The following is a 16,162-nucleotide window of genomic DNA, read 5'->3' as shown; positions in this document are numbered from 1 at the left end:
ATATGAAAAAAATTGCTATTTTAACTTCTGGTGGTGATGCCCCAGGAATGAATAATGCCGTTAGAGCAATTGCGAAGCATGCTAAAGCAAATAATTTAGATGCATACTTAGTGTATGAAGGGTATAAAGGTTTATATAACAATAATATAGTGCCTGCAGATACAGTAGATCTTGATGCTTATATTAACCAAGGGGGAACTTGCATTTACTCAGCTCGTTTTCCTGAATTTAAAGATCCACAAGTAAGAGAAGTTGCTATTAATAATCTAAAAAGCTTAGGAATTGAGGCCTTAGTTGTTATTGGTGGTGATGGAAGTTACCGAGGTGCTCAATTACTTCACGAAGCGGGAGTAAAAACAATTGGCTTACCTGGAACTATTGATAATGATATTGCGGCTACTGATTATACAATTGGTTATGATACAGCTTTAAATACAATTGTTGATGCAATCGATAAAATTAGGGATACTGCTAAAAGTCACCAAAGAATTATGATTGTTGAAGTAATGGGTAATGGTTGCGGTGATTTAGCTCTTTACTCTGGTTTAGCTACTGGTGCTGAAATTATTGCCTCAAACCAATATAAATTAACTCCAGAGCAAATTGCAGCAAGTGCTCTTGAATTAACAAAGCAACCTAACAGACGTAGTATCATAATTGTTGTTTCAGAAAAATGTTATGATATTAAAGCATTAGAAAAATTAGTGCAAGAAACAACTGGATGAGATACTCGCAGCAATCCTCTAAACCATATTCAAAGAGGTGGAACTCCTAGTGCTCAAGAAAGAATCTTAGCTTCATTGCTTGGTCAAAAAGCAGTTGATTTTCTTTTAGAAGGTCGTTCAGGTATTTCGGTTGGTATTATTAATAATGATATTGTTGGTATTCCAATTCTAGAAGCTTTATCTATGGAAAATGCTTCTAAAAATAAATTTGTACAAAAAGCAATAAAATTTAATAAATTAAACCAATCTAAATAGTGAATAAAACACTTATGCGCTGCATAAGTGTTTTTTAGTAAACATAAAAATAAACTATACAAATGATTTAGGATTAAATTTAGAAATTAGAAAGGTATTATTATAATGAGAAAATTTATAAAAGGTTATTGATTAATAAATAAAGGAAAAATAAAAATGAATTTGAGTAAAGTAATATAAAGTTATAAGAAGTAATTATTTTTATTGATATATATATATATATATATATATATATCAATAAAAAAGGAAATATTATTATTTGTCTTTCTAAATATCTAAAATTTAATTATATTTTTAAAATAAATGGCGGAACAGAGAGGATTTGAACCTCCGCGGGAGTTGCCTCCCCTACAGTCTTAGCAGGACCGCCTCTTCAGCCTCTTGAGTACTGTTCCAAATATGCATATATTATACACTATTTTTTAAATATGTAAACATTTCTTTAAAAAATATTGATATTATTGTCCAATGACAACTATTTAGGTCCATATATAAATCCCTTGGAAAATGAACTAATTTAATTAAAATATGGTATAAATTATTTATGAGAATCAAACATAACATAGATAAGTACAAAAACTTAACAAACTACGAACTAAAAAAACAGCAATCTCTCATATTAATTGCTGCTAATATTGAAAAATCTTTATCTCAACTTAGTTTAATTACAAACCTTAGTGTATCAACTGTAAAAAGATATAAAAAAATAATAAAAAGTAATCAAGAAATTGACATCAGTCATAAAAATAAAAATCAACAAAGAAGTTGCAAAGTTACCGATTCAGAAATTGAATTAGTGTTTAAAGATTATTTAAAAACATGTGAAATTATTTTAAACAGTGTTCTAACAAATAACCAACTTTCGTTTAAAAGTTATTATTATTCAGAATATGGTTATTTTATAAGGCAAAAAATTTCTTACAAAACTTTAGTAAGAAGATTCAACCAATTAGGATTATTTAATATACATACAACCAAAAGAGGAAGAAAAATAGCAAAATTATCAAAGAAGAAAACTTCACAAGAGACAACATTGCTATTAAAAAAATATTATAAACAAATTAAACAAAATGAAAAACAAAGACAAATTTTGGGTCTAAAGAAAAATTTAGAATTTGGTGAAATTGTTGAAATCGATGCTCAGCTTGAACCATATTTAAAAAATAATAAACCATTCTATCTTTATCATGCAATTGATGTTGCCACTGGAACATTATTAGCAGCATGATTTGAAGAACAAGAAACAACATTAGGATATCAAAGACTGTTAGAAATAGTATTTAAGAAATATGGATTTCCAAAGAAAATTTATACTGATAAAAGAAGAACTTTTTGGGGAAACGAAAACACACAAACAATTTTTGAAAAAGATTTAAATAAAAAAGGAATAGAAGTACTCAGTTCATCTAATCCCAAACATAAACCTCACGTTGAGAGATCTTTTAGAACATCATTAGATCAATACCCATTATTAATTCATGAAAACGGATATAAAGATATTAATGATTTAAAGCAAAATAACGAAGTATTTCAAAATTATTACAACACGAGGAATAAAAAAATAATTTCTAAACATAATGTCTTTCAAAAAGAAGGAAAGAAAAACGGCAATTGAGCCGTTGATTTAGAGATTAATAGAAAAGTTTTAAATGGTGTTGTTAGATACCAAGGTAAAAACCTTGCAGCTTTCGATATGCATGACAAAAGGATTATATTTCCTTATAATTCTGATGTTGTGTTAGTACATTGTTCTGATGATAATTTGTATTTTAAATATAATGGAAAAAAATACTTTGCCAAAGAACCTAATGGAAAATATCTAAGCTTTACAGAAATGTGAGCTCTTGAGAAAGGTTTAGATTATTCTATCCCTGCCGTTGGAAAACTAGCATTTATCCATAAGAAAACAAACTCATTTTTTAAAACTCTTGAATTATACATCTCAAAGTTTAATAGTGTCTCTGTGAATGCACAAGGAAATAACCTTGAAGCCAATAAGATTATGGCTGAGTATTTAGAGATACTTCGAACATTACACAGAAGCATCAATGATGAAATAAAAATTGATGCATATTAATTTTAATATTTTTTAATAAAAAAGAGAATAATAAAAATAGAAAACACGGGCACGTGTTTTCTGGAAGTTTTGCTTACTTTTTCAAAAGTAAGGCTCCCTTGATTGCAATCAAGGGCGGGGGGTTTAAAAATCTTTTTGTTTCATTTTGAAATTTTATAGTTAATTTAATAATATACATAATTATATCTTAATTTTTTAGACAGTAAAAACATCAAAAAATATATAAATTTTCCAATTTAGTTGCCAAAGAAGAAAAAAATTTTTTTCTTTGTTTTTTCGTTATCTTTTTTTGCAACAAAGGAATCCATAATATAAATCAAAAAATAAAAAAATGATTAACCCCAACAGAATGGGCAAAAAATTAAAAAAAGTAGTGCAAAAAAGTAGTTATTCTACAAAATATGTAAACATTTCTTTAAAAAATATTGATATTATGGTTTTTAGAAGTATAAGAAAATTTTAGGCATTTTATATTTGGAATTAATAGGCTTTAAATTAGTAATTTATAATATAAGTATGTTATTCAAAAAGTTAGTATCAAGTTGCTTAGTCAAATTTTTTAGTACTTTAATATTCACTCTTTAATTTAATTAAAATTATACAAATCTTCAAGGGTTGTGGAAAAAATACAAAAAAACAGAAATAATAATAATAATAATAATAATATATAATATGTACAGATTTAAAACTTAATTATTATTTTTGTTTTAATAATATTTGTTTTTAAATCAATTTATTACTAAAACAAAAGGAAAAGGAATAATATGCAAAAATTTGATTGAGACAATGTCTCAAAAGAAGTTACCGAAGCATTAGGCGGTAAAGAGAATATTAAAGAATATTTCAACTGTGCCACAAGGCTTAGAGTGTATGTGCATGACGATTCTAAAATCGACATGAAAACACTTTCAAAAGTCGCACTTGCAAAAGGAGCTTCTCGTGACGGTGATCAATTGCAAGTTATTTATGGTCCTGGAACTGTAAATAAAGTAATTGATAACTTAAGAAACTATTTATCAGATACAAAAACCCAAACAACAACGCAAGCTAGAAAACAAGTTCTTTGAAACAAAGAATTATCATTTAAAAGCAATGCCTTTTTATTAATCAGGTGACTTGTTAGATCGTTTTCTGAAATCTTCGTACCTTTAATTCCTGTCTTTATTGCAGGCGGTATTTCATTAGCATTATCTTCATTTATTTCAACAGTTGCTTCTGGTACTTCTGCAACATCGGCTAAAAACTTTTTTGATTTAATTGGGGGTGCTATTCTTGGTGGTTTACCTGCTTTTGTAGGATATACTGCAATGAAAAAATTTGGAGGAAATCCATTCTTAGGGTTAGCAATTGGTCTAACAATGATTTCACCAGCCCTTGTTAATGGATGAAGTTCATCAAATAAAGAAGCTGTTGAGGGGGCTTTTGCCTTGTTCCCTAAGTTACCTGAATTTTTCCAATGAAAATTCATAGGTTACCAAGCCCAAATTTTCCCAGTGTTATTAATCATTGCTTTAGCATTCTACATTGAAAAATTACTCAAACAATACACACCAGAAGCTTTAGCAATCGTAGTAGTTCCGTTATTTACCGTAGGCATTAGCGTTTTCTTTGGATTCTGATTTGTTGGACCAATTGGAAGATATATTGGAATTGGTATTGGATATGCAGCAAATGCAATCTTTACATATACTAACTTCCCAGGCTTTGGTTTAGGTGGGTTATTAATTGGAATGGCTTACCCATTCATTGTTGTAACTGGATTGCACCAAGGATTTACTGCTATCGAAGCTCAATTAATTGCTTCACAAGGATTTACTTGAATTACTTCAATTGCAACAGTATCTAATATTGCACAAGGAGTTGCAGCTCTTACAATGTTTGGTCTTTTATACAAAAAATCACAAAAATTAGCTTCTTCATCACTTTCATCTGGTATTGCAGCTAATTTAGGTATTACTGAACCTGCTATGTTTGGAACAAACATTCCATTATTCTTCCCAATGATTGCAGCTTCTATTGGAGCAGGTATTGGTGGATATTGAGTAGGTATATCACAAGCTGTAGCTAGTTCACTTGGTTCAGCTTCATGATTAGGATTTATCCAATTCTCACCTGTAAAAAGTGATAAATTATTAGCTTACTATACAGAATATGAAAAAGTGGTTCCATGAGGAAATAAAATGTTCTTCCATAGAGCATTATCACCGTTAGGTAATATTGCAATTGCTTCTGTAATTTCTTCAATTGTATCTAGTTCATTAACATTTGTATTTGCAAAAACATTTGGTAAAGAAGCACTCGAAAACTTTATTAAAGAACATGAAAAAGCTTAAACCTGTTAATTACAAAGATAAGCAAAGAAAATTAGATCAAATCAAGCAACAAAATACAGGTAAAACCTATGTATATACCGATGCATTGTTGCCGGAATTAACTAATAAATTAAAACAAGCCAAAGGCGATGTTTATTTTAATAAACTTCACCTTTCTTCATTTTCAGGCTTGATTAATGATCCAAATAATTTTGTTTATCATAATGAGAAATATTATATTTTTTACCAATGAAATCCGTTTACTCCAATCCACGCTAATAAGCACCAAGGATATTTTACGACAAAAAATTTTTTAGAATATAAAAGTCATGGTTTAGGAATTAGACCATCAAATGAATATGATGCAAATGGGGTTTACTCAGGTTCAGCATTATCAGAAGATAATAACCTTTATTTATATTACACTGGTAACGTAAAAAAAGGAAATATTTATAATGCTCCTGAAGATACATCTCATACATTAGTTGCTAAATATAGCAATGATTGAAAAGAAACTGAAGCAAGCAAAAAATTATTATTTAGTGTTGATAAAACTAAATATACAAGGCATTTTAGAGATCCGTATATTGTCCAAGTTGAAGACACTTATTATTTATTACATGGAGCACAAACTTTAGATAAAAAAGGTAAAATTGTTGTTTATAGTTCTGATAAACCTAATGCTGATTTTACTTGAAAGGGTGAAATCGAATTTATTAATGGGCCAAAGCAACTTAATGAAGCATTTATGTTTGAGTGTCCTAGTTTCACTAAGATACATAATAAAGATGTATTATTTATTTCAACTCAGGGGGCTTATTTTTATGATCAAGATAACCAAAATAGGGATGTTTCAATTTACCTCCTAGGTAAAATGAATTGAAAAACATTAACATTTACAGTTACACATTGGGATTTACTTGATTTAGGTTTTGACTACTATGCGCCTCAAATTATGAATGGTCCCGATTATTATTATAATCTTTCAATTGCATGAGCAGGAACACCAGATACAGATGCTGTTGCAACTTTTGAACAAGGATACGCTCATTCATTAACCTTACCAAGAACTATGTGAATCGAAAAAGGAAAACTATACCAAAAATATTCAGATAATTTTAATTTTATTTACCAACCGTATTATCGAATTACAGATAGTATTGTAGATTTATGAAATCGCCAGAATTTTCTCCACTTAAAACCTAGCGGTAAAAAATGGGTTTTTGAGTTTAAAAATGAGGAAGGTCATTACATTATGTTTTCCTACTTTAATGGTGTTTTAACAATTGATCGAACTAATATGTCACATAGTTTTGCACCAAATTACCCTAACAAAATAACTAGAAATATTAAGAATATTAAAGATATTGAAATTATCCAAGATTCATCATTATTAGAACTTTATATAAATCAAGGAGAGTACGTGATTACTACAAAATACTTTTTAGATGGTGAATTATTATTTCAATATGATGGTAATATTACTGCAACTATTGGTGAACTTGATGAAGTTGATATTGATTGGGGTGATCGTCCACAACTTTTAGTGCCAGGTGAAGCTCTTTATGATGAATATCATTTAGGTAATGGAAAAATTAAAGTCAATGTTGGAGGAGCTTCTTTAAATGTAGCAGCGGCAATTCAAAAAACCAAACGTACTGCTATTTTTGTTGGTGCTGTTGGTTTTGCTGATAGTACTAATTTACTTCTTTCTGTATCTATGGATAAGTTAGATCCAGATAATTTTATAAAAATAAAAGATAAAAATACTACAAAAGCAATAGTTTCCTTAGATGAAAATGGTGAAAGAAGTTTTGAATTTGTTAGAGGCGCTGATGCTGATTTAAAATATGAATATGTTGAAAATATTTATTTTGATGCCTTAGTTTTAACTTCTGCAACAGCTTTTTTAGGTGGTGAATTATTTGAAACTTACAAGAACTTAGCTCTAAAAGCTAAAATGGAAAACAAGAAAATATTCTTTGATCCTAATTATCGAAAGGCCCTTTATCAAAATAATCTTGATGATTTTATTGCAAAAGCAAAAGAATTTATTAATTTAGCTGATTTTATTAAATTTTCTGAAGATGAACTATATTTAATAACAAATACCAATACATTAAAAGATGGTATAAAAGCTCTTGAAAATTTTAAAAATAAATTATTTTTAATTACTTTAGGTGAGAAAGGCACATTAGTTTATAAAGATTCAAAACATTTTTTAGTTGAATCTAAAAAAGTAAAGCAAATTGATTCTACCGGAGCTGGTGATGCTTTCTTTGGTACGTTTATCGGTAAATGGTTTGATACTAAACAAGCAAATTCAAAAGAAGTTGTTATCGATGAAGATTTAATTAATATTGTTTTTCATGCAAATTTAGTTGCTGGTTATGTTGTAACCAAAGTAGGGGCAAGTTTTTCACTTTTAGAAATAGAAAATCATGATTTTAAAGCTAAAAGATTACGTAAGAATTTACTAAAAAGATTTAAAGAAGAATTTTAAATGTTTAAAAAGATAATTAAAATTACTATTCCAATTATCTTTTTACTAGGTGTAATAATTGGAATAATCCTTTGTGTAAAAATTGAAGGTTTAAATAATAATTGATTAAATTTTGTGGTAATTCCTCTTGGAACTGGTGCAATCTTATCTTTTTTAGTACTTGGCTTTTGATTTATATTTCGAAGCCAAAAATAAGATTCATAATTTAAATATTATAAAATAATAAAGATTTATTTTTATACCACTGCCTATATTAGAGAAAATAAAAACGAGTGAAAGTAAATTTTTATTTACAACTAAGATTATTTATTGATAAAAGTACATAACAACTTGCTATATATTATAAATATATTTATCCTGGTTTACTGTTTTGTTTATTTAAAAATATTTAAAATTTCAATATCCTGCTACAAACTATATCAAAATAAACCCAAAATATTATATTTTGGGTTTATTTTATAGTTATTGTTTTTTGTAAAAGTCACATGCGAGATATTAACAAAATAATTGTCTTTTAATTTTAACATAATTTTTAGATAAAAAAATGTATGAGAAAACAGAAAACACGGCAGTGTTTTCTGGTTGGTTTTGCTTACTTTTGTCAAAAGTAAGGCCCCTTTGATTGCAATCAAAGGCGGGGGATTAAAAAAATTTTAGGTTATCTTATATTGCCGGACAACTTGTCGATAGTTATTTATTTTATCCATCATATAATCAATTTCTTGCTGAGAGTATTTATCTAAGCTTTTTCCTTTGGGAATGTAATACCTAATTAAGCGGTGCATATTTTCTATTGAACCTTTTTGTCATGAACTATATGGGTGGCATTTAAATAATCTTTCAGTTGGAATTACCTGGTGCAATAAGACATTTTCACTACCATTATCTACTGTTAAAGTTTTAATGTCTAAGTTATGTTTCTTGATTAGTTTGATAAGAGTTTGTTTGATAGCTTTGGAGTTGCGTTTTGAAAGCATAGCATAAGACATTCTGGTTTGCCGTTCAATTATGGTCACAATACAATATGTATCATTGATTTTACCAACAACGGTGTCTAATTCAAAATGGCCATGTTCAGAGCGATCATTAATATAAGCTGGACGTTTTGAAATTTCTGTTGCATATTTTAATGTTTTAGGTTTGGTTTGCTTATTCTTCCTTATGCCATATTTTCCTTCAGATTTTTTAACAATGTGGTCAAATTCAAGGAAATAAGGGTATTTTTTGATTATTTTATAAATTGTACTAGGTGAAGGAGCAAATTCATCAGGGGAGAATTTTTTAAAAGAATTAACAAGATAGTAGACAGGGAAAAAATATTCGGACAAAATCCGAATATTTTTAATATAAAGAAAGAGAGGTAGTTATGAGGCATTTAAAGACTAAAGAATGAATCAAAATTTTTGACTTATACGATAAATATTTGAACCTGGGAATAACGAAGGCAGAATTTGATAATTTCTGTTTTGATATCAGAAAAGTATACTGAAATAAAGAATCAATGAGAAATATGTTAAAGAAAAGAAAACTGTATAATTTAAATATGAACATAGAATCACAAAGCGGTAAATCACCTAAGAAAGATAAAGGTGTTGGGAGAAAGAAAAAGAAAGTTCTCGATTATACATGAATTGATACTCTTAAAGATGATGAAAAAGATGCAGTTATAAAATACTACTATCGAATTTTTAATGAAAATAATATTGATGCAGATATCTCAAAGATAAAGAAAATCAAGAATCTTTCACATACTAAAAAATCTAAAATGATATGTGTTTCAAGATCTACATATTACGAGAAATTGAAAGATAACAACAAGACTAAAGAACTAAAGGTTAAACACAAAGAAATAATTTTTCAAAGTTTTGTCGAAAATAAAGAAAGGTATGGACGAAGGAGACTTGCTAAATATATTTTCCAAGAATATAATATTCAAATAAATCCTAGAACCCTAGGAAATTATATGAAAAAGCTTAATTTGAAAACATTTGTTAGACAAAAACGTAAAACCAAGGAATCTAAAAATACTAGTATTAAAATACCTGATTTAGTAAAAAGAGATTATAATTCACGTAACAATAATATATATGCAACAGACGTGACCTACATACCAGCACCAAAAGATATTGAACAAAATCATATTTATTTATCTGCAATTATTGATCATAAAACTAAGTTTGTGACCTATGAATTATCACTTAGAAATGATACTGAACTAATTTTGAATAATATCAGTAATACAAAATTCAAAAATAATTTTATTTTACATTCTGACCATGGAACTGCTTATTCGTCGGTCGAATATACTAAAAAAATAAAATCACTAAAAGGTAAAATATCAATGTCAAGAATTGGTAATAGTCTTGACAATCGTGAAATTGAGTATTTCTTTTCAATTCTTAAAAGTGAAATTTTCCCAAATTTTGATCAAACCTGTAAAAAACTTACTTTTATTGAATTATCACAAAAAATCAAAGAATTTATAAACTGATATAATTATAAAAGAATAAGATAAAAAAACCTTCCCAAAGCATTCCGTTTGGCTTAGCCAAATGGTATGGTTGGGGAAGGTTAAACCGTCCGAAAAAAATTTCCCAGTTTATAGGTAACTGATTTCTTAACTTCTTTTTGCTGCAAATTCTTTTTATTTCTATTTTTATTGTATGTATTAAGCTCACTATACCAATATTTTCTGTAGGCCTTTCATTTCTCTTTAATTGCATCACTTACAAAAAAGAGTCGCGAAAATGAATAACCTAATAAATGTTCGTATAGTTTAGTAAAATTAAGGGTTTTAACCCACATTACTCTTTTTGAACACTTAGGACAAACATAGCGATTTTGTTTATCTAAACTAAGTGGTTTGCGATTTGTAATAATTCGGATTTTACTTTTTATACTTCGAATGTCTCTATCAAAAATCTTGGCTACTTCTTGGATTGAGAATCCTTCAGAAAGTTCTTGTAAAATATTATAAAGTTGTTCTAGATCGATTTGATCTGATCGTAATTTTCGATGCGACTCAAGAGCTCCTTGCATTTTCAAGATAGTGTTGTAATTCTCTTCGATTTTAAAATGTTGATATTTATTTTCTTTTCGATATTTGTCAAAAACACAAATATATTTTTCTAAATTTTTCATATAATTTTAAAGTCTCCTTTCATTTTTTTAAAATTTATTAATACAACTATTTTATTACAAGGCAGACAAAAACAATGTCACATGCAAAAAATCTTGCATGTGACATTTCCAATTAATAATTTTATAGTTATATTTAATTAGTTATTTTATTTATAAAATTTAATTAATAGTAAAATCTTTTGTTTGTCCTTGGAGTAAGTCGTAAGTTTCCTCTCCAGCAACAAAAAGACTAGTTATGGTATAAGCTCCTTTATGTCATGGATTTGGTGCATTAATAATAAAATCGACTTCGTTTTCACCTATATTACGCCAATATTGGATATTTGCTGGCGCTGTTGAGTCATTTGTATAAATTCTTGCACTTTTTAAATATACTTCATGAGTAATAGTTTTTGATTTTATTTTTTCATATACTTCTTTAGTAGTTCTTACTGCTATTCTAATATATTTTCGACTAGGATCTCATGAAGGGCCACTTGGTTCTACTATTATTTGTAATATGCTAGCACTTGCTTTCGAATTTTTTAATTCGTCCTTAGGTTCTTCTTCTTTTGCAGAGTTAGAATTATCTTTTGATGTATCTCCATCTGTTGAACTACTTGGATCTTGCCCCGGTGTTTCGGTAGTTTTTTGGTCAGAAGGTTGATTACGGTTAGTGCTTTCTAGATTATCAGTAGGCTGAGATTTAGTATCTTCTTCCGTAGTTATTGTTCCTGTATCTGTTTCTTGATCATCATTGCCTTGAATTGGTTTCTCTACTGGTTGATTAGGAGCAGGATCGTGCCCTGGTTGGGTATTATCTCTTGAATCATCTGCACCGCTTGAACCATTATCAGTGCCATTGTTTGGTTTTTCTTCATCTGGTTGTTTTACACCAGTTTCAGGTTCTTCTGTTGCTGGTTCTTTTGGAGATGGGTCATTGGTCCCTGGGTTAGATGGTGTATTTTCTTCTCTTGGAGTTTCTTGGGTGTTATCACTATTACCTTGCTCTGTAGTTGGATCTTTAGGAACTGGAGTAGGGTTTGGTTCTGTCTTAGGAGGTTGTTGGGCATCATTACCAGTACTTGGCTCCTTTGGTTCTGTCTTAGGAGGTTGTAGGGTGCTATTAGTTGGGTCTTTTGGAGCAGGTTTATTAGTTCCTGGATTCGATGGTTCATTTTCTTCTCTTGGTGGATTAGGATTTACTGGCTCTTCTTGTTCTCTATTTTCAATAGGTGGGTTTTGGGTTGACACATCGTTTAATGTTGTAAATGGACGTTTGACATTAAATAATGTGTCATTGTTTACCTTAATGGTATCTAATAAATATGTAGTTCCTTTTGTTAATCCACTAATAGTAATTTTATATTCATTATCAGCTGGTTTGCTTAAACTTGAAACTATAAAATTATGAACTGTATCATTAACTTTTACATTAAGTTGGTCTGTTCCTTGTAGACCAGTAATTTTAGCGGTGAATTGAGCACTAGTTTGAGTCACTGTAATTGCACTAACATTTTGAATAGTAAATTGTCTTTTTTGGGGCTTGGGCGCTGCACACGAAACAGCAGTAATTGTGGAAATAGTAACTAAGTTAGTTGTTACTAATAAAAATTTACGTAATTTCATAACGTATCTTCCTTTCATATAAATATATTTATATAATAATTAATTTGTCTAAAATCAAATTAATAGATTTGTTAATCTACTTTAATTTTAATATATATATATATATATATGAAGAAAGTTAAAAAACTTGTACGTTTAAAAAGAAAAGAATATAGTAAAAATAATAAACTTGGGAATTTATTCGGACTATTTTACCATCCCTAACTATACCATTTGACTTATCCAAATCTAATGCTTTGACAATGTTATTTCCAATTCTTGATATTATTATTTACTTTTCAATATAGCTCGATGAAAAGAATTTTTATACTTTACAAAAAAAACTATGTGAATATTAATCCCACATAGTTTAAAAAATTTAGAAATAGTTCTAAGTATTCTAAATTTTATTATATTAGACTATCTTAATATCTATAAGTATTTTATATAAGGAACCTGGAAAAGTGTGGAAATTATGATAAAAACTGAAAATATTTGTTTTTAACTTTTTTAATGCTAAAATTTTGTTAGGTATAGATAAAATACCCAATATTTATAAGTTTAGAAATAAGGAACGAGCATTATACATTTCTAAACAATTTCTACTCAAAAAAAATATTAAACACAAATTTTGCTTACAAAACTTAAGGAGACAATTATGAAAAAGAAACTAAAAATTTCTGTTTTAACATTAATTAGCACAAGTGCTTTAGTAACATTTTTTGCTACCCCAGTCGCAAAGCAGTTCACTCCAGATACAATATGATACAAAAATCTTAATAATGATAAGTTTGAGGTCAGGGGACAGGGAGCGACTATCGCATTTAATCAAAATAATGAAACGTTTTCTTTGCCTGTTGATAATAATTTTGAACTTAAATTATTATTAAATCCAGGCTTTGAAAATGAGAATGAAGAATTTTTAAGTAAATTCAATGATGATTTTATAAATAAAGTTACTGAAAGCAATTTAGTTTATAAATCATTTGAAAAACTAACAATGATGCCAATTGTCTGATTTTATTTTGAAAAAGAAGAAGATAGAAAAAAATTTGTTAATAAAATAAAAAACTGAAACGAAATTTATAAGTTCATTATATTTGAAAATACAAATACAATTCCACAAGGATACATAACCCCGAGTTCCACAAATAAGATTAAAAATATGTATACACAAAGTGGACAAGTAAGTAATTATGGTCGTTATGGAATAAATTTTAATTTTCAAAATTATGTGCAACATATGAACAAAAATATAGATCTTGTAAATGTTACAAACTATTTAGATAATCCATATGTAAATAAAATAGGAATATTAGAAACATGGGCTCATCCCTTTGATAAAAACTATCAAAAATATTTTAGAAATGGTATTAAGATAAACGATATAAACGAAAGAATATGACCAGGTTATGAAACTCATTCAACAATGGTATCACTTGTTGCAGGTGGACAATATGGAATAGACCGATCATCTAAAATATATTTATATACAACAAACCAAACAGATAGCCATTGAATGTCTACAATTGAAAAAATGGTAAAAAAAGATGGAATAAAATTAATTAATCATAGTTATGGTCTTATAAGGTATTACGAAAAAAATGGTGAAACTTATGAAAGTAACAACTATAAAAAGGGTTACCATGAAAATTCATATTTCCTTGATCATATATCTCCTAAGTATGGTGTAATAAATGTATTTGCAGCTGGTAATGAGGGAAATAAAGATTATCATTTAATAACACATAAACGACTATCATTCAATTCAATAGTTGTTGGTGCTTTATCAGATTGATCATCTAAAGAATATCAAAAACAAAATATAATTGCAGATTATTCTAATTACAAATTATTACCAGAATTTGAAAATATATCAAAGCCTTTAGTTGTTGCTCCAGCACATTTTTATAATCCTGTTTATAACAGAAACAATTATTCTCGTGGAACAAGTTATGCTGCGCCTGTCGTAACTGGTTTAATCTCAAACTTATTTAAATATAGATCGGATATTAGGGATAGTGAATTTAGAGTTCCTATTGTAAAAGCAATTTTATCTGCATCTGCTGTTAGTCCAAATCACGATAATTTAACCTATAAGTCAAGTGGTTATGAACAAAAATATGGTGCTGGAACAGTAGATTTTAAAACAATGTTAGAAGCAGCTAACAACTATTCAACACTAAAAATTCATCCAACTAATGATAGTGGTTTTGTATTTTTAAGTAAAGAAATAAATTTAAAAAAGAATCAAACGATAAAAATATCTAGTTCTTGAATGTTTAATGCTGGTCTTTTAAATCAATCTGAAGTTAGGCCAGAGTATAAAGAAAATACAAGTTGGTGAAATTCATTTTTAAATTTCTTTTCTCCATCACGTAGAAAAAGCCAAGAATTAGAAAAACAAAAAACAATAGCAGAGGGTAAAATGTGAGACTTAACTCATAAATCTGAGATTCGTTTGACTCAATCTGAGGCAATAAAACGTCAAAACAACAATTGATTTTCTGATTATGACTTATATTTAGAAAAAAAGGAATCAAATGGGAAATGGGTTGTTGTGAAGATGATTCAATCAGCTCTAAGTAATGATGAATTATTAGAATATAAAGCAACTTCATCAGGAACATATAGATATAGAATTAAAAAGTATGAGAAATATGACTTTAGTAATTCTGTTGAAGATTTAATAGCAATTACTCACGTGGTTAAAAATGATGAAAATAATTAAAAAATCGTTAATTGGTCTTATTTCTTTAGTATTGTCTATAACTATATTTTCATGTAATGAAAAACCGCCTGTTGGAAAAGAGCCTATTGCACCGAGAATTATACTTGACAAACCTGACGAATATTATGAAAATGAAGTTAAAAAAATGTATGATGTGATTTATCCAATCTATGAAAATATTACTAAAACAGCTATTTTTGCTCCAAAAGAATGAGTGTCAGAAGAAGAAAAAAGAGTAAAAGACGAGTATAGGCAAAAAGGATCAGATACATTTAATACAGGTTTTTTCCGTAATTATCCTAATCATAATTATCATGAATATATTGAGGGTAGTATAATAAAAGTTAAAACAAAAGATGAATTTGACACTCATATTATAAATAAGTTTAAAGAATTAAATAATAATAGTGAATATAATGAAAATTCAAAAATCAAAAAACTATTTGAAGAATTATATTTAAATAACCAAGATGTTTATACTCTTTTAGAAGATCATGATATTTTTATAAAATATAGAAGTTCAAAACAATCACCAAATGGTGGCTTTATAATTCCGATTTATGAAAATAATGAAGTAACCATAAATTGAATTGGTTCTTATGAAAGCATTGATCCTCGTCTTTTACAACCGCCTGCTGCATATATTCCATCACCAGATTATGTTTGAGAAGTCTTTTTAGTTAAAAAAGGGTTTACACCAAAATATAATGGTATAAATAGAGATATAGATGAATCAGCTCAAAATTATAGAGATCGATTTGTTAAGTGATATAATAATGTCTTTGCAAAATACTATTTATAAATTCTCTAAAATATATGCTGATTAATTTC

Annotated in this window: 11 protein-coding genes and 1 tRNA gene; 8 read left to right on the top strand and 4 right to left on the bottom strand. The window is 28.0% G+C overall.

The annotated features are described in order from the left end of the window. Positions 1-2: 2 nt before the first annotated feature. On the top strand, positions 3-980 hold the full coding sequence (gene pfkA / locus AC0B4T_RS02360) for a 6-phosphofructokinase (RefSeq protein WP_465102297.1): 978 nt from the start codon (positions 3-5) through the stop codon (positions 978-980). A 304-nt stretch (positions 981-1,284) separates the two neighbouring features. Here pfkA and AC0B4T_RS02355 read toward each other — a convergent pair. Continuing rightward, positions 1,285-1,375: transfer RNA gene (locus AC0B4T_RS02355), tRNA-Ser, on the bottom strand. Between the two features lie 149 nt (positions 1,376-1,524). On the opposite strand from AC0B4T_RS02355, the gene AC0B4T_RS02350 reads away from it, so the two are divergent. The 4 genes from AC0B4T_RS02350 (at position 1,525) to AC0B4T_RS02335 (ending at position 8,067) form a co-directional block, all read left to right on the top strand. Beyond that, positions 1,525-3,057, top strand: coding sequence for a transposase family protein (locus AC0B4T_RS02350; RefSeq protein WP_465102833.1), 1,533 nt, complete (start codon positions 1,525-1,527; stop codon positions 3,055-3,057). A 764-nt stretch (positions 3,058-3,821) separates the two neighbouring features. Further along, entirely contained in the window at positions 3,822-5,390 is a 1,569-nt protein-coding gene (locus AC0B4T_RS02345; RefSeq protein WP_465102974.1) for a PTS transporter subunit EIIC, read from the top strand. Then, entirely contained in the window at positions 5,377-7,872 is a 2,496-nt protein-coding gene (locus tag AC0B4T_RS02340) for a PfkB family carbohydrate kinase (protein WP_465102973.1), read from the top strand. Before AC0B4T_RS02345 ends, AC0B4T_RS02340 begins: the two co-directional genes overlap by 14 nt. Next, on the top strand, positions 7,873-8,067 hold the full coding sequence (locus AC0B4T_RS02335) for a hypothetical protein (protein WP_465102972.1): 195 nt from the start codon (positions 7,873-7,875) through the stop codon (positions 8,065-8,067). Between the two features lie 458 nt (positions 8,068-8,525). Here the strand turns inward: AC0B4T_RS02335 and AC0B4T_RS02330 are convergent, their stop codons facing one another. Continuing rightward, positions 8,526-9,200, bottom strand: coding sequence for an IS30 family transposase (locus AC0B4T_RS02330; RefSeq protein WP_465102971.1), 675 nt, complete (start codon positions 9,198-9,200; stop codon positions 8,526-8,528). A gap of 38 nt (positions 9,201-9,238) precedes the next feature. Between AC0B4T_RS02330 and AC0B4T_RS02325 the strand changes: the two genes are divergently transcribed. After that, positions 9,239-10,387: an IS3 family transposase gene (locus AC0B4T_RS02325; RefSeq protein ID WP_465102614.1), complete on the top strand. Its 1,149-nt coding sequence runs from the start codon at positions 9,239-9,241 to the stop codon at positions 10,385-10,387. A gap of 56 nt (positions 10,388-10,443) precedes the next feature. Here the strand turns inward: AC0B4T_RS02325 and AC0B4T_RS02320 are convergent, their stop codons facing one another. After that, complete coding sequence (locus AC0B4T_RS02320) at positions 10,444-11,013, bottom strand: hypothetical protein (RefSeq protein ID WP_465102970.1); 570 nt, start codon at positions 11,011-11,013, stop codon at positions 10,444-10,446. A gap of 159 nt (positions 11,014-11,172) precedes the next feature. Next, entirely contained in the window at positions 11,173-12,621 is a 1,449-nt protein-coding gene (locus AC0B4T_RS02315) for a hypothetical protein (RefSeq protein WP_465102969.1), read from the bottom strand. Positions 12,622-13,258: 637 nt separating this feature from the next. On the opposite strand from AC0B4T_RS02315, the gene AC0B4T_RS02310 reads away from it, so the two are divergent. Then, positions 13,259-15,331, top strand: a complete 2,073-nt coding sequence (locus AC0B4T_RS02310) for a S8 family serine peptidase (protein WP_465102968.1) — start codon at positions 13,259-13,261, stop codon at positions 15,329-15,331. Continuing rightward, positions 15,318-16,133, top strand: coding sequence for a hypothetical protein (locus tag AC0B4T_RS02305; RefSeq protein WP_465102967.1), 816 nt, complete (start codon positions 15,318-15,320; stop codon positions 16,131-16,133). The genes AC0B4T_RS02310 and AC0B4T_RS02305 overlap by 14 nt, the downstream gene beginning before the upstream one ends. The last annotated feature ends 29 nt before the right edge of the window (positions 16,134-16,162 follow it).

It is taken from the genome of Mycoplasma sp. 10961, from assembly GCF_055523525.1.
The sequence above is the reverse complement of the archived record's forward strand: the minus strand, read 5'-3'. Positions and strand labels throughout refer to the sequence as shown.